Origin of the sequence: Pseudoxanthomonas sp. (genome assembly GCF_027498035.1) — a bacterium.
Classification (GTDB): Bacteria; Pseudomonadota; Gammaproteobacteria; order Xanthomonadales; family Xanthomonadaceae; genus Pseudoxanthomonas_A.
Window position 1 is genome coordinate 2,861,391 of record NZ_CP114978.1, and the last position, 19,184, is coordinate 2,880,574.

The following is a 19,184-nucleotide window of genomic DNA, read 5'->3' on the forward strand; positions in this document are numbered from 1 at the left end:
ACACGTCGTGTCAGCATCCACGCAGGAAATACCGCTGTCCTTCAAGGAGTGTCCTCATGCAGCACCGTTGGTTGTTCCCCGCCCTGATCCTGGCCGCATGCGCGCCAGCGGCGCAAGGCCGTCCCCTGGGCAAGCTTGAATTCAAGCCGTGTGCGTTGAGCGCGCCGCTGTCCGCCAGTGTGGTCCAGGCACAGTGCAGCACCCTGGCGGTGCCGGAAAATCCCAAGGACCCGCAGGGCCGCAAGATCAACCTGCGCATCGGCTGGATCCCAGCCCAGCAGGACACCGCGGCCGAGCCCGACCCGGTCTTCATGCTCGCCGGCGGCCCCGGCCAGTCCGCGCTGGACAGCTACCCGCAGGTGCAGCCGGCGTTCGCGGAAATCGTGAAGAAGCGCAACGTGATCCTGGTGGACCAGCGCGGCACCGGCGGCTCCAATCCGCTGCAGTGTGCGAACCCCGCCGAAAGCATGGACACCGATTCGCCACAGGCTGCCGGTGATTACGCGCGTAGCTGCATGGCGCAGCTGCAGAAGAAGGCCGACCTGCGCTTCTACACCACCGGTGACGCCATCGCCGACCTGGACACCGTGCGCCAGGCCATCGGCGCCGACAGGATCGACCTGGTCGGCGTGTCCTACGGCACCCGCGTGGCCCAGCAATATGCGGCCACCTATCCGCAGCACACCCGCGCGATCGTGCTCGATGGCGTGGCGCCCAATTCGCTGGTGCTGGGCAACGAGTTCGCGCAGAACCTGGAGCACGCGCTGGACCTGCAGTTCGGCCGCTGCGCCAGGGATGCGGCCTGCACCCAGAAGCTCGGCGATCCACGCCAGCGCCTCAATGCCTTGATGAAGACGCTCAAGGACACACCACCGACGGTGAGCTTCCGCGATCCAGCCACCGGCGAGGCCAGGCAGGAAACCCTGCATGCTGGCGACGTTGCGGTGCTGGTGCGCATGTCGGCGTACCTGCCGCTGATGACCGCCACCTTGCCGCTGCAGTTTTCCGAAGCCGCGCAGGGCCGCTACGACACGCTGGCTGCGACCGCCAAGATGATCGGCGGCTCGCTGGCCGATGCGATGGCGATGGGCATGCAGCTGTCGGTGATCTGCGCCGAGGATGGCAGCGAGCTGAAGGCCGATCCGTCGCAGGAGGGTTCGCTGCTCGGCAACGCCATCATCGAAGGCTTGAAGGCGCAATGCGCGGTGTGGCCGAAAGGCACGCGCGCAGCCAACTTCCGCAAGCCGCTGTCCACGGACGTGCCGGCGCTGCTGCTCAGTGGCGAGTTCGATCCGGTCACCCCGCCACGCTATGGCGACGAAGTGGCCAAGGCGCTGCCCAACGCGCGCCACCTGGTGTTGCGCGGCCAGGGCCACAACGTCATCGCGGTCGGCTGCACGCCGCAGCTGTTGGGCAAGTTCCTCGATGGACTGGAGCCGAGGGCGCTCGATGGCAAGTGCCTGGACAGACTGACCGACACCCCGCCTTTCACCGGCTTCTACGGATGGGACCCATGATCGCCCTGCAGAATCTCCACAAGACCTTCAAGACCAAGAAGAGCGAGGTCAAGGCCGTCAGTGGCGTGGACTTCACCGCCGCCGATGGCCAGATCACCGGTCTGCTTGGCCCCAATGGCGCCGGCAAGACCACCACCCTGCGCATGCTCTACACCCTGATGCAGCCCGACGCGGGCCAGGTGCTGATCGATGGCGTGGACGTGGCGACCGACCCGATGGCCGTGCGCCGCTCGCTGGGCGTGCTGCCCGATGCGCGCGGCGTGTACAAGCGCCTGACTGCACGCGAGAACATCGCCTACTTCGGCCAGCTGCACGGCCTGGACGGCGACACGATCAACACGCGCACCGAGCGCCTGGTGCAGGCGTTGAACATGCAGGACTTCATCGACCGTCGCACCGAAGGCTTCAGCCAGGGCCAGCGCACCAAGACCGCCATCGCCCGCGCGCTGGTGCATGACCCGCGCAACGTGGTCCTGGACGAGCCCACCAACGGCCTGGACGTGATGACCACGCGTGGCCTGCGCGAATTCCTCAAGCAGCTGCGTGGCGAAGGACGCTGCGTGGTGTTCTCCAGCCACATCATGCAGGAGGTCGCCGCGCTGTGTGACCGCATCGTGATCATCGCCAAGGGCACCGTGGTGGCCGCCGGCACTGCCGACGAGCTGCGCGCGCACTACGGCGAAGAAAACCTGGAAGACGCCTTCGTCAAGGCGATCGGTTCCGAGGAGGGTCTGGTCGCATGAACAGCCTGAAGACCCTGTGGATCGTGATGTGCAAGGAACTGAAGGATCTGTTCCGCGACCGGCGCACGGTATTCCTGTCGCTGGCACTCGGCCCGATCCTGCTGCCGATCCTGCTCATCGGTGTGTTCACCCTGACCGAAAACCGGATCCGCGACCTGTCGGAAAAACCGCTGGAGCTGCCGGTGATCGGCAAGGACAACGCGCCAAACCTGATCGCCTGGCTGGAAGGCCAGAACGTCACCATCAAGGATCCGCCGAAGGACATCGCGGCGGCCATCGCCAACCAGAAGGAAGACGTGGTCCTGCGCATCGGTGACGACTATGCCGAGAAGTGGCGCAAGAGCGAACCGGCGCCGGTGGAAGTCCTCAGCGACAGCACCCGCCAGAACGCTGAAGTGCCGGTCAAGCGTGTGCAGGCCTTGCTGAAAGCCTATAGCGGCCAGGTCGGAGCGCTGCGCCTGCTCGCCCGCGGGGTGAGTCCTTCCACCGCCGCACCGCTGCAGATCGCCGACACCGACCTGGCCTCCGAAGAAGCCAAGCGCGGTCGTCTGGTCGGTGTGCTGTTGCCTTATCTGCTGATCCTGAGTGCGTTCATGGGTGGCGCCTACTTGATCATGGATGCCACGGCTGGCGAGCGTGAGCGCCAGTCGATGGAGCCGCTGCTGGCCACGCCGGCGGCACGTGGTGCGATCGTCAGCGGCAAGGTCGCCGCGGCGTGCGCGGTCGCGCTGCTGTCGCTGGCCTTCACCCTGCTGATGTTCAAGCTCACGGCGGTCATCTCGCCGACCGTGGGCCGGCAAATGGCGGTGAGTTTCTCCACGATCGCCATGCTGCTGCTGATCCTGATGCCGATGGTGTTCATCGGGACCACGCTGCTCACCTTCCTCTCGGCCACCGCCAAGAGCATGAAGGAAGCACAGAGCCACATGAGCTACCTGATGCTGCTGCCGATGCTGCCCTCGATCATCCTGATGGTGAATCCGGTCAAGACCCAGCTCTGGCAGTTCGCGGTGCCGTTCCTGTCGCAGAACCAGCTGATCCTGAAAGTAGTCCGCGGCGAAGCGATCGAGGTGGTGCAGTGGGCGGTCTATCTTGCGACCAGCTTCGGTCTGTCGGGATTGATGTGGTTCCTGGCGGTGCGCCGTTACCGTGGCGAACAACTGGCGATCTCGGGCTGACGAAATCCCGATTCGACACGTGCCATGCAGAAGGGGCCGGATTTCTCCGGCCCCTTCTTTGTACTGCGCTTGCCGGAGGATCAGCCCGGATTGAAGGCGATCGTGCGGCGGGTGGTGCTGATGCCGCCGGTGGGCTCGAACTTCCAGCGCTTGACCGCGGTGAGCGCGGCGCGGTCGAACAGGCGCGGCGGGTTGGCTTCGACCACCCGGGCATTGGTCACGTCGCCGTCGCCGCCAATGGTGATCTCCACGACCACCTGGCCACTGGTGTTGGCACGCAGTGCGTCCATCGGATAACGCGGCGGCGGGGCGCTCAGCAGGCGGCGTTCGCCGGAACTGGCAGCGGCCGGTGCGGCAGGGCGTGGCGCGGGCGCTTCGGCGACCGGTGCGGGGCGCTCGACCGCCGCCGCCGGGCGCGGTGCTGGTGGCGTGTCGGCCGCTGCTGCCCGCGCGGATTCGGCGCGGGCGGCCTCGGCACGCTGCTGGGCGGCCAAGGCATCGGCGGCCTGTTTCTGCTGCGCCGCCTGTTCGGCCACGCGCTGGGTTTCCTTGGTCTTGGCGTCAGCGGCCGCCTTGGCCTTGCTGGCCTCGTCGGTGGTCTGCTGGGCAACGAGCTTCTCGCCGCTGGTGATGGCCTGGCTCAGGCGCGGCAGCGCCGGTGCCTTGGGATCGGCCTTGGTGATCAGCGCCTGCAGGCGTTTGGCTTCCTCGAAGTCCTTGCGGCTGATGCTCTGTTCGGCGGCGATCACCGTGTAGGGCATCAGGTCGGTCAGGGCGCTGGTGGTGGCCGGGTCGTCGGGCTGCTTGTCGCGCAAGGCCAGGTAGTACTCCATGGCGTTGTCGCCGCCCGGTGCATAGATCCGGTTCTGGCTCAGCGCCGTGTTGGCCGCGGCGCGCAGGTCATCGGCACTCATGGCCTGGACGCTGGCAGCCACGGCCGGCTTGGGCGGGGTATCGGCGGCGACGGCCTGGGCGGCGGTGGCCGGATCGTTGGGACCGGTGCTGGCGCTCCCGGTGGCGGCGTCAGGCTGCTTGGGCGAACAGGCCGCCAACAGGCCCAGCAGCGCGAGCGCTGCCACGGGCCGCAATGCGGTCAGTGTGTGCTGTGACATCTGGTTGTTTCCCCTGGGTGAGCATTTCTTGACGAATGCCTGCGAGGTGAAAATCGCGGTAATCGCCAGGTGTTGTCAACAGGCGGCAAGCGCCTATTTGCCGATACAGAACGTGGAAAAGATCCGCCCCAGCAGTGCATCGGGTGAGATCTTCCCCGTGATCTCCCCCAGCGCGTCCAGTGCGAGCCTCAATTCTTCAGCGGCCAGCTCAAGAGTTTCGTGACCAATCTCTCGTTTTGCGTTGCCCGCGTGCCCCAGCGCCAGCTCCAGCGCCAGCACGTGCCGGGCGCGGGCCGAGAATTCCCCGTCGGCCGATTCGCTGGCCTGCCCGGTCACCAGTGCCTGCAGGCGAACCACCAGTGTGTCGATCCCGGCGCCGGTGCGGGTGGAAATCCCCAGCGCGTGGTCCGGCACCGTGGCCGTATCGGCCAGCAGGTCGATCTTGTTGTACAGCCACAGCTGGCGGGTGCCAGGGTCGAGCACGCCGGCAACCGCAGCCTGGCCGGCATTCGGATCGCGCGCGTCCACCATCACCAGGGCGATATCGGCACGCTGCAGTTCCTCACCGGCGCGGCGCATGCCTTCGCGCTCGATCGCATCACCGCCATCGCGCAGACCAGCGGTATCGACCAGGGTCAGTTCCAGGCCGTCGACACGGATGGTTTCGTGCAAGGTGTCGCGGGTGGTGCCGGCCACGTCGGTGACGATGGCGCGCTCGCGCCCGGCCAGTGCATTGAGCAGCGAACTCTTGCCGGCGTTGGGCGGGCCCACGATCACTACGTGCAGGCCATCGCGCAGGCGACGGCCGCGTTCGGCTTCGGCCAACAGTTGGGTCAATGCTTCGATCACCGCGTCCACACCGGCGCGCACCGCTGCGCCACCGAGTGTGTCGAGCGGTTCGTCGACAAAATCGATGGCCGCTTCCACGTGGACCCGCAGCCGCACCAGCTGTTCGGACAAGGCGTCGACACGACGCGAGAACACGCCGTCGAGCGAGCGCCGCGCCGCGCGCGCGGCGCGCGCATCACCGGCGGCGATCAGGTCGGCGATCGCTTCGGCCTGGGCCAGGTCGAGCTTGCCGTTGAGGAACGCCCGTTCGGAAAATTCGCCTGGCCGCGCCGCACGCGCACCCAGCGCACAGGCCCGCGCGACCAGCGTACGCAGCATGACCGGACTGCCATGGGCCTGCAGTTCCACCACGTCCTCGCCGGTGAAGCTGGCCGGCGCAACAAATGCCAAGGCGATGCCATCGTCGATCACCGTGCCATCGCCATCGACGAAGCGCGCGTACCGCGCCTGCCGCGGCTGCAGTTCGGCGGCGCCCAGCGCGGCCGCAATCGACAACGCCTGCGGTCCGGACAACCGCACGATGCCTACGCCGCCCGCGCCCGCCGCAGTGGCAACGGCGGCAATGGTGTCGGGCATGTTCGGTGTCGGCATGGGCCCCTCCTGGTGTGCGATGGGCCTCGTGCGGTGCCCCATAACGAAAGCCCGCCTTGCGGCGGGTCTTCGTTGAATCTTATGCGATGTCCGGCGGGCCTGGCTTACTTGCCCTTGGACTTGAGGTCGTCCTTGGTGTGGCCCTTGCCGTCGGTGTCGGGCTTGGCCAGTACGGGCTGACCATGGATGCGGCCCATCCACCACTGCTGCAGCAGGCTCAGGCTGCCGTTGGTCACCCAGTACAGCACCAGGCCAGCCGGGAAGAACGCCATGGTCACGCCGAAGATCAGCGGCATGAACTGCATCATCTTGGCCTGGGTCGGGTCCATGCCCGGGTTGGGCGACAGGCGCTGGGTCAGGAACATCACCGCCACGTTCAACACCGGCAGGATGAAGAACGGGTCACGCGCGGTCAGGTCCTGGATCCACAGCATCCACGGCGCCTGGCGCAGCTCGACCGATTCGTTGAGCACCCAGTACAGGCACAGGAAGATCGGCATCTGGATCAACGTGGGCAGGCAGCCGCCCATCGGGTTGATCTTCTCCTTCTTGTACAGCTCCATCATCGCCTGTTGCAGCTTGGCGCGGTCTTCGCCGTAGCGTTCCTTCAGCTGCGCCATGCGCGGCTGGAAGCGACGCATCTTGGCCATCGACTTGTATTGCGCCGAGGACAGCGGGAACAGCACCAGCTTGACCACCACCACCAGGCCGATGATCGACCAGCCCCAGTTGCCCAGCAGCGTATGCAGGTGGCTCAGGATCCAGAACAGGCCCGAACCGATCACCGCCAGCGGCGCGAAGCGGCTGTAGTCCACCGCGCTGTCCAGGCCCGGGATGCCCGAGGCCTTGATCTTGCTCACCAGCTTCGGACCCACCCACAGGCGGGCGTCGGTCGTGCCGGTCTGGCCGGGTGCGACGGTGACGCTGGGGCCGGTTTCACTGACCAGGTAACGCTGGGTCCCGCCGATCACGCGCTCGTCCAGCGACACCTTCGTCGGCTGCTTCGGGTCCGGGACCCAGGCGCTGAGGAAGTGGTGTTCCAGCATCGCCGCCCAGCCACCGGTGGTGTCCTGGTTGAGCTTGCCGTCTTCCAGATAGTCCTTGTCGAACTTGCGACGTTCGTAGGCGCCCGACGCGGTGCGCCATGCGGCGCCGACCAGGCTGAAGGCATGCGGGTTGGTGAAGCCACCCTTGACCGGCGGCGGCGGCACGCGTTCCAGCTGGCGATAGACCACCGCGGTCCACGGCGTGGCGCCGGTATTGGTGACCTGATCGGACACGCCCACCAGATAATCGCCGCGATGCACGGTGAAGGTACGCACGATGCGCACGCCGCTGCCTTCCCACACGAACGGAATGCTCAGGCTGTCCTGGCCAGCGGCCAGCGCGTACTCGTGCTGCGGCTGCTCGGGATGGAACACCGCGCTCTGGTCCGGAGCCGCGCCAGACTGCGCAATCCAGGCCAGGCCCGCGGTGTACAGCTGGGCCGAACTGTCGTTGAACAGCTCGACCGGCGGCGCGCCTGCATCGCGCGTCTGCGGGTACTGCAGCAGCTGGGCGCGCAGCACCTTGCTGCCGTCGATCACCAGCTTGAGCGTATCGGTGCTGACGGTGACCTGGGTACCCTGCACGGCCGGCGCAGCAGCAGCCGAACTCGCCGGCGCGGTGGCCTGCTCGGCGACGGTCGCCGAGGGCGATGCCAGGCCGTCGGCACTGGGCACACCGTTGCCCTGGTCAGGCAGGCCGGTCGTGGTGGCAGTGGCAACCGGCGTGGCGGGCTGGTCCTGGGCGGTCTTCCACTTGCCCCACTCCATCCACAACAAGGTCGCCACCATCAGCCAGGCGAAAAACAGGAAAACACGGGTCTGGTTCATCAGGCAGGCAGTCTCAGCCGGTTGCAGCGTCCGGCGTGGAAATGGAGGAAGAAGGAGTCATCGATGCGGGGCGCATTGTGCCGCCGGTGCCCGGAGGGGGCAACGCACCGGCACGCACCAGCAGCCCCATGAAGGCCTCGCGCAGCTGCTCTGGCGATGCCGCGGCCGCCGACGGGCGTGCCACCAGTACGTAGTCACCGCCACGCAGTTGCGCGCGCAGCTGACGGAACTGGTCGCGCAAGGCTCGCTTGATGCGATTGCGGCCAACGGCGCGCTTGTCGACCTTGCGCGAGACCGCCAGGCCCAGGCGCACGCCCTCGCCACCGGCGGCCCAGTGCAGGGCCAGCATCGGTGCGGCGGTGCGGCGCGCGGTATCGAAGACCCGTGCGTACTCGGCCGATGTCCGCACACGGGCGGAGCGGGGAAACGAAAAGCCAGGCATTTCAGAGCTCATGGCACGACAAAGCCCGCACCGTTGTCTGGCGCGGGCTTGGTGTGCAAACGCTTTGCGATGTCAGCGCCGCGCAATGGCGCGGCAGCTGGCATCAGGCGCAGAGCGTCTTGCGGCCCTTGGCGCGACGACGGGCAAGAATCTTGCGGCCATCAGCGGTCTTCATACGGGCACGGAAGCCGTGATCGCGCTTGCGCTTGAGGTTGCTGGGCTGGTAGGTGCGCTTGGTGGCCATGAGTGACTCTGACGGCGTTGCGTGGAAAGAACCGGAAATTCTACGGGGCTCCAACTTGCCGAGTCAAGTCTGCCTGTGGATGGATCTGTGGATGACCCGTGGGCCAGCGGTGCATCGTGGTACCCTGCGCGCCCCTTTTTCCCTTGTGCCACGCAGGTTCTTTCATGACCTGCGGGCAGGATGACCGATCTCGCAAATGGATGCCTGGCCCCGCTGCCTAGAACGCCTGGAAGCCGAATTACCGGCTGAAGATGTCCACACCTGGCTCAAGCCGCTGCAGGCCGAACAACGTCCCGACGCGGTCGTGCTGTACGCACCCAACGCCTTCATCGTCGACCAGGTGCGCGAGCGCTACCTGCCGCGCATCCGCGAGCTGCTGGACCATTACGCGGGGCTGGACCAGGTCTCGCTGGCGGTCGGTTCGCGCGCCAAGGCCCCCGAGCCGGCACCTATGGGCGGCGCGCCTGCGTCCCTGGGCACCACCGCCACTGCGCCCATCGAGCCGTTCGCCGGCAACCTGGACAGCCACTACACCTTCGACAACTTCGTCGAGGGCCGCAGCAATCAGTTGGGTCGCGCCGCAGCCTGGCAAGCCGCGCAGAAGCCTGGCGACCGTTCCCATAATCCGCTGCTGCTGTACGGGGGCACGGGCCTGGGCAAGACCCACCTGATGTTCGCTGCCGGCAATGAGCTGCGCCGCCAGAATCCAGCCGCGCGGGTGCTGTACCTGCGCTCGGAGCAGTTCTTCAGCGCCATGACCAAGGCCTTGATCGAGCGCTCGATGGACCAGTTCAAGCGCCGCTTCCAGCAGGTCGACGCGCTGTTGATCGACGACATCCAGTTCTTTGCCGGCAAAGACCGCACCCAGGAAGAGTTCTTCCACACCTTCAACGCGCTGTTCGACGGCCGCCAGCAGATCATCCTGACCTGCGACCGGTATCCGCGCGAAGTGGAAGGCCTGGAACCACGGCTGAAATCCCGCCTGGCCTGGGGCTTGTCGGTGGCGATCGACCCGCCGGATTTCGAGACCCGCGCGGCGATCGTGCTGGCCAAGGCGGCCGAACGCGGAACCAACATCCCAGACGACGTGGCGTTCCTGCTGGCCAAGAAGATGCGCTCCAACGTGCGCGACCTGGAAGGGGCGCTCAACACGCTGGCCGCGCGTGCCAACTTCCTGGGCAAGGCGATCACGCCAGAATTCGCTCAGGAAACCCTGCGCGACCTGCTGCGCGCCCAGCAGCAGGCCATCGGCATCCCCAACATCCAGAAGACCGTGGCCGACTACTACGGCCTGCAGATCAAGGACCTGCTCTCCAAGCGCCGCACGCGCTCGCTGGCGCGTCCCCGGCAAGTGGCCATGGCGCTGACCAAGGAACTGACCGAACACAGCCTGCCGGAGATCGGCGATGCGTTTGCTGGCCGCGACCACACCACCGTGCTGCACGCCTGCCGCCAGATTCGCACGCTGATGGAATCGGACGGCAAGCTCAAGGAAGACTGGGACAAGTTGATCCGCAAACTCAGCGAGTAATAACGCGCCCCGTGGCGCGGCGAGGTGGATATGCTGTGCAGGTTGGCCGGTGCGATGAACAACCGGTGGGTCGATGGGTCCTGAAGCTGTGGATAAGGCGTGGATCGAATTCAACGCCAAATTTGTCCACAGCTTTTCCCACCAGACGTGCCAGACCTATGCACCGGGTTTTGATCGAAAAAAACATATACGAAACAGTGGTTTGGACGTGTTTTCCCGCAAAACAGCCCCTACCATCACCACCAGCTTTTAAGATTTATACACTTCTAAAAACCTAAAGCACCGGGACACCACACGATGCGTTTCAGCCTGCAGCGAGAAGCTTTCCTCAAACCCTTGGCGCAAGTGGTCAATGTCGTCGAGCGTCGCCAGACCCTGCCCGTGCTGGCCAATTTCCTGGTGCAGGTGCAGAACGGGCAGTTGTCCCTGACCGGTACCGATCTGGAAGTCGAGATGATTGCGCGCAGCGCTGTCGAAGACGCCCAGGATGGCGAGACCACGATCCCGGCACGCAAACTGTTCGAAATCGTGCGCGCCCTGCCCGACGGCAGCCGGATCACCGTCAGCCAGACCGGCGACAAGGTCAGCGTGCAGGCCGGACGCAGCCGCTTCACCCTGGCCACCCTGCCTGCCAACGATTTCCCCTCGGTGGATGAAGTCGAAGCCAGTGAGCGGGTCACCGTTCCGGAAGCGGCGCTGAAGGAGCTGATCGAGCGCACCTCCTTCGCCATGGCCCAGCAGGACGTGCGCTATTACCTCAATGGCCTGCTGTTCGACCTGCGCGATTCGATGCTGCGTTGCGTCGCCACCGACGGCCATCGCCTGGCGCTGTGCGAGTCGGGCCTGGAAACCGGCGGCTCTGGCACCAAGCGCCAGATCATCGTCCCGCGCAAGGGCGTGACCGAGCTGCAGCGCCTGCTGGAAGGTGGTGAGCGCGTGCTGGAGCTGGAAGTCGGCCGTAGCCATATCCGGGTCAAGCGTGACGATGTCACCTTCACTTCCAAGCTGATCGATGGCCGCTTCCCCGATTACGAGGCCGTGGTTCCGATCGGTGCCGATATCGAAGTGAAGCTGGATCGCGAAGTGTTGCGCGCCGCGCTGCAACGCGCAGCGATCCTGTCGAACGAGAAGTATCGCGGTGTCCGCGTGGAGCTTTCGCCCGGGCAGATGAAGATCAGCGCGCACAACCCGGAGCAGGAAGAAGCCCAGGAAGAGATCGAGGCGGAGACCAAGGTCGACGGCCTGGCGATCGGCTTCAACGTGAATTACTTGCTGGATGCCTTGTCCGCGCTGCGCGACGAGCACATCGTGATCCAGCTGCGCGATGCCAATTCATCGGCATTGGTCCGCGAGGCCAGTAGCGAGCGCTCACGTCACGTCGTGATGCCGCTGCGCCTCTGACCCATCGGCTGCACTTGTTCCACGTGAAACACACCAACGCCCGGCTTCAACCGGGCGTTGTCAGTTCAGGAAGATCGACACGATGCACGTCACACGACTGGCGGTTGGCGGTTTGCGCAGGTTCGCCCAGGTCGAACTTGCACCGCTGCCCGGCCTGAACCTCATTACCGGCGACAATGGCGCGGGGAAAACGAGCCTGCTGGAGGCCCTGCATCTGATGGCCTGGGGCCGGAGCTTTCGCGGACGGGTGCGCGATGGGCTGATCCGGACGGGTTCGGACGCTGTGGAAGTCTTCGTTGAATGGCGCGAGGGCCAGGATGCGCGAACGCGCCGGGCTGGACTCCGGCATAGCGGGCAGGAATGGACAGGACGCCTGGATGGCCAGAACGTGGCCCAGTTAGGGGATCTGTGCGCTGCGTTGGCGGTTGTCAGTTTTGAGCCGGGCAGCCACGCGCTGGTGACCGGGAGTGGAGAACCCCGGCGCCGGTTCCTCGATTGGGGCCTGTTCCACGTGGAACAGGACTTCCTTGGCGTGTGGCGGCGCTACAACCGGGCGCTAAAGCAGCGCAATGCCCTGCTGAAGTCCGGTGGTGGCGGCAGCCAGCTCGATGCCTGGGACGCCGAGCTGGCCGATTCCGGTGAAGCGGTGACCTGGCATCGCCAGACCTACCTGGATCGCCTGCGGGACCAGCTTCGGGAGGTCGCCGATGCGCTGGTTCCCATGCTGGGCCGGGCGCAACTGGAATTCCAGCCGGGTTGGCGGCGTCAGGAGCTTTCCCTGGCCGATGCCCTGCTCGTCTCGCGTGACCGCGACCGCCAATTCGGCCATACCGGGGTCGGGCCGCACCGGGCGGACTGGCGGGTGGAGTTCAGCACCTTGCCCCAGCGCGAACCGTTGTCGCGCGGGCAGGCCAAGCTCACCGCGTTGTCCTGCCTATTGGCCCAGGCCCAGGATTACGCGGCTCAACGGGGTGAATGGCCGGTCGTTGCGCTGGACGACCTTGCTTCGGAGCTGGATCGCCGGCATCAGGCCGGTGTGCTGGCCCGGGTCATGGCCACCGGTGCCCAGGTCTTCATCACTGGGACAGAAGCGCCTGCAGCACTCGAACAGGTCTCGCCGCAGGTGTGGTTCCACGTGGAACACGGTGAAATCGTCCAGCGCTGACGCCCCAGCCGCCGGATCAGGGCCAGAAGGGGCGCGGTGCTATAATTCTCGATTCCTTTCAAGTGCCGGCGGCACCCGCGAATCCTTTCGTGGCGCGCCCCGGCCGTGCAGGCGATCGACACGCGAATGACCGAAGAGACCACACCGGCAACCCCCGGCCAGAACGGCAACTACGACGCCAACAGCATTACGGCCCTGGAAGGTCTGGAAGCCGTCCGCAAGCGCCCCGGCATGTACATTGGTGACGTGCACGACGGCACCGGTCTGCACCACATGGTCTTTGAAGTCGTCGACAACTCGATCGACGAAGCCCTGGCTGGCCACGCCGACAGCGTGGTCACCACGATCCACGCCGACGGCTCGGTATCGGTGTCGGACAACGGCCGCGGCATCCCGGTGGGCAAGCATGCGCAGATGAGCGAAAAGCTGGGGCGCGAAGTTTCCGCCGCCGAGGTCGTGATGACCATCCTGCACGCGGGCGGCAAGTTCGACGACAACAGTTACAAGGTTTCTGGCGGCTTGCACGGCGTCGGCGTCAGCGTGGTCAATGCCCTGTCGGAAAAGCTGCTGCTGGATATCTTCCAGGGCGGCTTCCACTACCAGCAGGAATTCAGCAACGGCGCAGCCGTCGGCCCGCTCAAGCAGATCGAGCCCAGCGCCAAGCGCGGCACGACCCTGCGCTTCTGGCCCTCGACCGTGGCCTTCCACGGCAATACCGAATTCCACTACGACATCCTGGCCCGGCGCCTGCGCGAGCTGTCGTTCCTGAATTCCGGCGTCAAGGTTGTCCTGGTCGACGAGCGCGGCGAAGGCCGCCGCGACGATTTCCATTACGAAGGCGGCATCGCCAGCTTCGTCGAGCATCTGGCCAAGGCCAAGAACCCGCTGCACCCGCATGTGATCTCGGTGACAGGCGAGCACAACAACATCACCGTGGACGTGGCCCTGCAGTGGACCGACGCCTACCAGGAAACGATGTACTGCTTCACCAACAACATCCCGCAGAAGGACGGTGGCACGCATCTGGCCGGCTTCCGCGGCGCGCTGACGCGCGTGCTGAGCAACTACATCGAGCAGAGCGGCATCGCCAAGCAGGCCAAGGTCAGCCTGACCGGCGACGACATGCGTGAAGGCATGATCGCCGTGCTGTCGGTCAAGGTGCCCGACCCCAGCTTCTCCTCGCAGACCAAGGAAAAGCTGGTCAGCTCCGATGTGCGCCCGGCCGTGGAAAACGCCTTCGGCACGCGCCTGGAAGAGTTCCTGCAGGAGCACCCGAACGAAGCCAAGGCCATCGCCGGCAAGATCGTCGATGCCGCCCGCGCCCGTGAAGCGGCGCGCAAGGCCCGCGACCTGACCCGCCGCAAGGGCGCGCTGGATATCGCCGGCCTGCCCGGCAAGCTGGCCGACTGCCAGGAGAAGGACCCGGCGCTGTCCGAGCTGTTCATCGTCGAGGGAGACTCCGCCGGTGGCTCGGCCAAGCAGGGCCGCAACCGCAAGAACCAGGCGGTCCTGCCCCTGCGCGGGAAGATCCTCAACGTGGAACGTGCCCGCTTCGACCGCATGCTGGCTTCGGACCAGGTCGGTACCCTGATCACCGCGCTGGGCACCGGCATCGGCCGCGACGAATACAACCCGGACAAACTGCGCTACCACCGCATCATCATCATGACCGACGCCGACGTGGACGGTTCGCACATCCGCACCCTACTGCTGACCTTCTTCTACCGGCAGATGCCGGAGTTGATCGAGCGCGGCCACGTCTACATCGGCCTGCCGCCGCTGTACAAGCTCAAGCAGGGCAAGCAGGAGCTGTACCTGAAGGACGACCTGGCGCTGAATGCCTACCTGGCCAACAGTGCGGTCGAAGGCGCTTCGCTGATCCCGGCCACTGGCGAGCCACCGATTTCCGGTGAAGCGCTGGAGCGCCTGCTGATCCTGTTCGCCAACGCGCGTGACGCGATCAACCGCAACGCCCATCGCTACGATCCGGCGCTGCTGGAGGCGTTGATCGATGCTGCGCCGCTGGATGCATTGCTGACCCTGTCCGAGGAGGCGCTGCGCACCGAGCTGACGACGCTGGAAGGCATGCTCAACAGCAAGAGCATCGGTAGTCCTCGTTACACTCTTGAACTGCAGCACGCTAACGAGCAGCGCCCGGCTGCCCTGCTCGCCCATCGCCGCCACATGGGCGAGGAGCTGACCCAGGTGCTCGCCATGAGTGCATTCGAGGGCGGAGAGCTGCGCTCTCTGCGCGAGGTGGCCGCCCAGCTGCATGGCCTGGTGCGTGAAGGCGCCCAGATCCAGCGCGGCACCCGCAGCCAGGACGTGTCCAAGTTCGCCCAGGCGCAGGCCTGGCTGCTGGACGAAGCCAAGAAGGGTCGCCAGATCCAGCGCTTCAAGGGCCTGGGCGAAATGAACCCCGAGCAGCTGTGGGAAACGACGGTCAATCCCGATACCCGGCGCATGCTGCAGGTGCGGATCGAGGATGCCGTCGCCGCCGACCAGATCTTCAGCACGCTGATGGGTGATGTGGTGGAGCCGCGCCGCGACTTCATCGACGCCAACGCGCTGAAGGTCTCCAACCTCGACGTCTGACGGCCGCGTGCGCATGGATGCCGCTGTGCGTGCCGTGGGGCACGGGCCGGAGACGCTGCCCCCACCGAACGCCGTGCTGCCCCTTGGGCGGGCGCTGCGGCGCTTCTCGCTGGATCTGCTGATCGTTGCCGGCTTGTTCGCCCTGCTCTCGCTGCTGGGCGCCCTGGCCTGGGGAGTCTGGCGTGGGGTGGAGCTGGCATTTCAGGGCATGCCGACCGACCCCAAGGCGATCATGCAGGCTGTGGGAAGCCCGGGGCCGTTGGCGACCATCGCCTTGAGCGTCATCAGCGTTGGAGGCACCGCGGTGCTGGCCATGCTGTGGCGTGCGCCGCCCAAAGCGGCCGAACGGATCGCTGCTCGCGCCTCCTTGCGCAGCCCCACAACCTGGGTCCTGGCGGTGTTCACCGGTGCCGCCGCCATTACCTGCAGCTTGATCGTGGCGCAGATCGCCGCCGCCATGCAGGAGACCCTGGACCCGTCCAACATGAGCCTGGTCCGCGGCACACTCCACCAGTACCCGCTCCTGTTGCTGGTCTTCGCCGTGGTCGCCGCACCGGTGTACGAAGAAATCCTGTTCCGCCGGGTCCTGTTCCGCCGGCTCTGGCGCGATGGCTGGCCGATGCTGGGCGCAGTGCTGAGCGGCATCCTGTTCGCCTTCATGCATGAACCGCCTTTCGTCGGCGGCAAACCGTTGGCGGCCCAGCTGCCGCTATGGCTGGTCTATACCTGCATGGGCCTGGCCTTCGCGTGGGTCTACCGCCGGACCAATTCACTGGGTGCTTCGATCGCCGCGCACAGCCTCAACAATGCCTTCGCGATCGGCGTGATGATGCTCTCCGGTGTCGCCAATTGACCGTTCGGGTTTGACGAAAAATTCATGGCTTATGTGTCAACACTGACACGCAATGAAGCCCAACTCCCGCCGCCTTGCTGCCCCGTTTCTGTGCGGCCTGACGCTGAGCCTGCTGGCCACGTCCTGCGCGACCATGACCTCCTCCACCGGCCGACGCCAGAATGTCGGCGGGGTGTCCCAGCAGCAGCTGGACCAGCTGGGTGCGCAAGCCTTCGCCGAGGCCAAGAAAAAGCAGGCCGTCAGTACAGATCCCAGGCAGAACGCCTACGTCCGCTGCGTGGTCAACGCGCTGGTGGCACAGCTGCCGCCGGCAGAGCGCGCGATTCCGTGGGAAACCGCCGTGTTTTCCGACAAGGAGGCCAACGCCTTCGCCCTGCCCGGTGGCAAGGTCGGGGTGAACGCAGGGATGTTTCCCGTGGCCAGAACCCAGGACCAGCTGGCCGCAGTGATTGGCCATGAAATCGGCCACGTGGTCGAGCATCACTTCGAAGAGCGCATCACCAACCAGGTGCGGACCTCGCAGGTGCTGCAGATCTTCGGCGCGCTGGCTGGTGACTACGGTTCGCTGGTCACCCAGGGCGGCGGAATCGCCGCCAATGCCGGATTCCTGCTTCCCAATTCCCGCGCCCAGGAAAGCGAAGCCGATGTGGTCGGCCAACGTCTGATGGCGCAGGCCGGCTTCGACCCGCGCCAGGCGGTCGACCTGTGGCAGAACATGTCGGCGGCCGGCGGCAATCGTCCGCCGCAATGGCTGTCCACGCATCCTGATCCGAGTTCCCGCATCCTCGAATTGAAGCGCCGTGCAGACGCACTCGTGCCCACCTGGCAGGCCGCGCAGGCAGCTGGAAGACGGCCCAGATGCAGCTGATCGCAGGATCAGCACAAACGCGCTGCAAGGAACAACGAAATCCGCACACATTGTTAAAGCGATTCTGCTAGTTTGCCGACCCGGCTTTCCATTGGCCCGTTGTTCAGCCCCCCGCACCCACGTAAAACCGATTCCGCAAGAGGTGATCCATGTTGTTGCGCACCCCGAAACATGCCCTGCTCTCCCTGGCCGTCATTGGTCTGCTCGCCGGCACCGTTGCCGTTGATGCATCGGCACAGCAGACGCGTGAGCGCGCAGATCGCAAGAAAGGCGAGACCAAGCAGGAAGTGCTGTATCCGGAAGCCACGCGCCAGGCACCGGAAGCCAAGAACTCCCGCAAGGTCGCGCCCAAGGCCGAGAAGATGATCAAGGCCTACAACGATCAGGATTGGGCCAAGGCGCGGGCCGATGCCGATGAGATCATCGCCAACCCGGATGCCAACGATTACGACAAGGCCCTGGCCGCACAGATCGCCTCGCAGGCCGCCTATAGCACTGACGACGAAGCCGCGACCGTGGCGTATCTCAAGCAGGTCATCGACCTCAACGCGCTGGACAACAACGGCCACTACCAGGCCATGTACATGCTGGCCCAGCTGCAGCTGCAGGCCGAGCATTACCCGGAAGGCCTGGCCACGCTCGACAAGTACCTGGCCGAAACCAAATCGACCAAGCCGGAAGACCTGGCGCTGAAGGGCCAGGCGCTCTACCAGGCCGAGCGCTATGCAGAGGCCATTCCGCCGCTCAAGCAGGCCATCGCCGCCGCACCGGAACCCAAGTCGCAATGGGTGCAGGTCCTGATGGCCAGCTACGAGGCCAACAACCAGTCCGCCGAGGCCGTGCAGCTGGCCGAACAGCTGGCTGCCAAGTCGCCGAACGACAAGAACGCCCAGATCAACCTGGCCGTGATGTATTCGCAGAACGACCAGAAGGACAAGGCCGCCGCGATCCTGGACAAGCTGCGCGCTTCCGGCCAGCTGACCGAAGAGAAGGAATACCGCCAGCTCTACGCGACCTACAGCAACATGGAAGGTCAGGAGAAGAACACCATCGCGGTGATCCAGGACGGTCTGGCGAAAAATATCCTCAAGCCGAACCTCGAGGTGTATCAGATCCTGGCCCAGGCGTACTACTATTCAGAGCCGCCTCAGCTTCCCCAGGCCATCGAGTCCTGGCAGAAGGCGGCGCCCATGGACACCACCGGCGAGACGTATCTCAATCTCGCGCGCGTCCTGATGCAGGAAGGACGTCCAGCCGAGGCCAAGAAGGCCGCTCAATCGGCGCTGGACAAAGGCGTCAAAAAACCGCAGGACGCGAAAAAGATCCTTGGTTCCAAGTGATCGTTTGAAACCGATTACACAGCAGTGGATAACTGCTGGAATCGCGACAAAGGATTGGGTTAAGCTGGGGATTCCCCTGCACTTCTGCAGTGGAATCCAACCGAACCGACATCGGCGTGCATCACCGCACGCCCCGTTTCCATTGAGTCCACTGGCGCATGACTGAACAACTTGTCATCAATCGCTACAGAGAGCAGGAAGAGCCCAACGGGCTCAACTGGTCCCGCATCATTGGCTTCGCATTCGTCATTGCGTTGCATGTTGCGGTCTTCCTGCTTCTGTTGATTCCCGCTGTCGCACCGCCGGCGCAGAAGGAGGAGGAACAGAAGATGCTGGTTCAGATCGTCGACCCGCCGCCGCCTCCCCCGCCGCCGCCGCCGCCGCCGCCGAAGCAGGACACGCCGCCGCCGCCGGTGAAGGAACTGTCGCCGCCGAGGCCGACGCCCGTCCCGCCGCCGCCGGAAGCGCCGCCGGTGGACGTGCCTGACCCGCGCCCGGTCGATACCTACACGCCGCCTGCCCCGCCGTCACCGCCTGCTCCGACCCCGGACATCGGTGCCAGCGTGGACATCTCGTCCAAGAACATGAATCCGCCGCGTTATCCGCCGTCGGCCGCCCGCGCTGGCGTCGAAGGCACGGTGATTCTGATCATCGACGTCGATGCCAGCGGCAACGTCACCAACGTCTCGGTCGAAAAATCCAGCCGCAATCGCGATCTCGACCGTGCCGCGATGGAAGCAGCACGCAAGTGGCGCTTCAACCCCGGTAAGTCAGGCAGCCAGAGTGTCGCAGGGCGCGTCCGCGTCCCCGTCGACTTCAGCATGGGCGGCTGACCCGGAACTGTTACACCCAGATAAGCGTCACCTAACCTCTCCACCAAA

At 65.5% G+C, this 19,184-nt stretch carries 16 protein-coding genes; 11 read left to right on the plus strand and 5 right to left on the minus strand.

Going from position 1 to position 19,184, the window contains the following annotated elements; genetic code table 11:
- Window positions 1-56 precede the first annotated feature (56 nt).
- The 3 genes from O8I58_RS12410 to O8I58_RS12420 are packed head-to-tail and all read left to right on the plus strand — an operon-like array spanning window position 57 to window position 3,438.
- Window positions 57-1,517, plus strand: coding sequence for an alpha/beta hydrolase (locus O8I58_RS12410; RefSeq protein ID WP_298316416.1), 1,461 nt, complete (start codon window positions 57-59; stop codon window positions 1,515-1,517).
- On the plus strand, window positions 1,514-2,260 hold the full coding sequence (locus tag O8I58_RS12415; protein ID WP_298316419.1) for an ABC transporter ATP-binding protein: 747 nt from the start codon (window positions 1,514-1,516) through the stop codon (window positions 2,258-2,260). Before O8I58_RS12410 ends, O8I58_RS12415 begins: the two co-directional genes overlap by 4 nt.
- Window positions 2,257-3,438, plus strand: coding sequence for an ABC transporter permease (locus O8I58_RS12420; protein ID WP_298316421.1), 1,182 nt, complete (start codon window positions 2,257-2,259; stop codon window positions 3,436-3,438). Before O8I58_RS12415 ends, O8I58_RS12420 begins: the two co-directional genes overlap by 4 nt.
- Window positions 3,439-3,518: 80 nt before the next feature.
- Here the strand turns inward: O8I58_RS12420 and O8I58_RS12425 are convergent, their stop codons facing one another.
- From O8I58_RS12425 to rpmH, 5 genes are all read right to left on the minus strand, one after another.
- A complete protein-coding gene (locus O8I58_RS12425; protein WP_298316425.1) occupies window positions 3,519-4,550 on the minus strand; it encodes an energy transducer TonB in 1,032 nt (343 codons plus the stop codon).
- A gap of 93 nt (window positions 4,551-4,643) precedes the next feature.
- Window positions 4,644-5,990, minus strand: coding sequence for a tRNA uridine-5-carboxymethylaminomethyl(34) synthesis GTPase MnmE (gene mnmE / locus O8I58_RS12430; RefSeq protein WP_298316427.1), 1,347 nt, complete (start codon window positions 5,988-5,990; stop codon window positions 4,644-4,646).
- A 104-nt stretch (window positions 5,991-6,094) separates the two neighbouring features.
- Window positions 6,095-7,864: a membrane protein insertase YidC gene (yidC, locus tag O8I58_RS12435; protein WP_298316430.1), complete on the minus strand. Its 1,770-nt coding sequence runs from the start codon at window positions 7,862-7,864 to the stop codon at window positions 6,095-6,097.
- A 13-nt stretch (window positions 7,865-7,877) separates the two neighbouring features.
- Window positions 7,878-8,318 (minus strand): ribonuclease P protein component, encoded by a 441-nt coding sequence (rnpA, locus tag O8I58_RS12440; RefSeq protein WP_298316433.1) that lies wholly within the window; start codon window positions 8,316-8,318, stop codon window positions 7,878-7,880.
- 91 nt (window positions 8,319-8,409) lie between these two features.
- A complete protein-coding gene (gene rpmH / locus O8I58_RS12445) occupies window positions 8,410-8,550 on the minus strand; it encodes a 50S ribosomal protein L34 (protein ID WP_014162171.1) in 141 nt (46 codons plus the stop codon).
- 196 nt (window positions 8,551-8,746) lie between these two features.
- On the opposite strand from rpmH, the gene dnaA reads away from it, so the two are divergent.
- The 8 genes from dnaA to O8I58_RS12485 all read left to right on the plus strand — a co-directional run bounded on the left by dnaA (window position 8,747) and on the right by O8I58_RS12485 (window position 19,136).
- Window positions 8,747-10,081, plus strand: coding sequence for a chromosomal replication initiator protein DnaA (gene dnaA, locus O8I58_RS12450; RefSeq protein ID WP_298316454.1), 1,335 nt, complete (start codon window positions 8,747-8,749; stop codon window positions 10,079-10,081).
- Between the two features lie 297 nt (window positions 10,082-10,378).
- Entirely contained in the window at window positions 10,379-11,482 is a 1,104-nt protein-coding gene (gene dnaN, locus O8I58_RS12455; protein WP_298316456.1) for a DNA polymerase III subunit beta, read from the plus strand.
- Window positions 11,483-11,564: 82 nt separating this feature from the next.
- Window positions 11,565-12,647 carry a DNA replication/repair protein RecF gene (gene recF, locus O8I58_RS12460; protein ID WP_298316475.1) on the plus strand — a complete coding sequence of 361 codons (1,083 nt, stop codon included), beginning with the start codon at window positions 11,565-11,567 and terminating at the stop codon, window positions 12,645-12,647.
- A 126-nt stretch (window positions 12,648-12,773) separates the two neighbouring features.
- Window positions 12,774-15,242 carry a DNA topoisomerase (ATP-hydrolyzing) subunit B gene (gene gyrB / locus O8I58_RS12465; protein WP_298316480.1) on the plus strand — a complete coding sequence of 823 codons (2,469 nt, stop codon included), beginning with the start codon at window positions 12,774-12,776 and terminating at the stop codon, window positions 15,240-15,242.
- Between the two features lie 13 nt (window positions 15,243-15,255).
- Window positions 15,256-16,095, plus strand: coding sequence for a CPBP family intramembrane glutamic endopeptidase (locus tag O8I58_RS12470; RefSeq protein ID WP_298316483.1), 840 nt, complete (start codon window positions 15,256-15,258; stop codon window positions 16,093-16,095).
- A 52-nt stretch (window positions 16,096-16,147) separates the two neighbouring features.
- Entirely contained in the window at window positions 16,148-16,963 is an 816-nt protein-coding gene (locus tag O8I58_RS12475) for a M48 family metallopeptidase (RefSeq protein WP_298316486.1), read from the plus strand.
- A gap of 149 nt (window positions 16,964-17,112) precedes the next feature.
- The gene (locus tag O8I58_RS12480) at window positions 17,113-18,303 is read left to right on the plus strand and encodes a heme biosynthesis protein HemY (RefSeq protein ID WP_298316489.1); all 1,191 of its coding nucleotides are present in this window, start codon (window positions 17,113-17,115) and stop codon (window positions 18,301-18,303) included.
- 158 nt (window positions 18,304-18,461) lie between these two features.
- Window positions 18,462-19,136, plus strand: a complete 675-nt coding sequence (locus O8I58_RS12485) for an energy transducer TonB (RefSeq protein ID WP_298316491.1) — start codon at window positions 18,462-18,464, stop codon at window positions 19,134-19,136.
- Window positions 19,137-19,184: the final 48 nt, after the last annotated feature.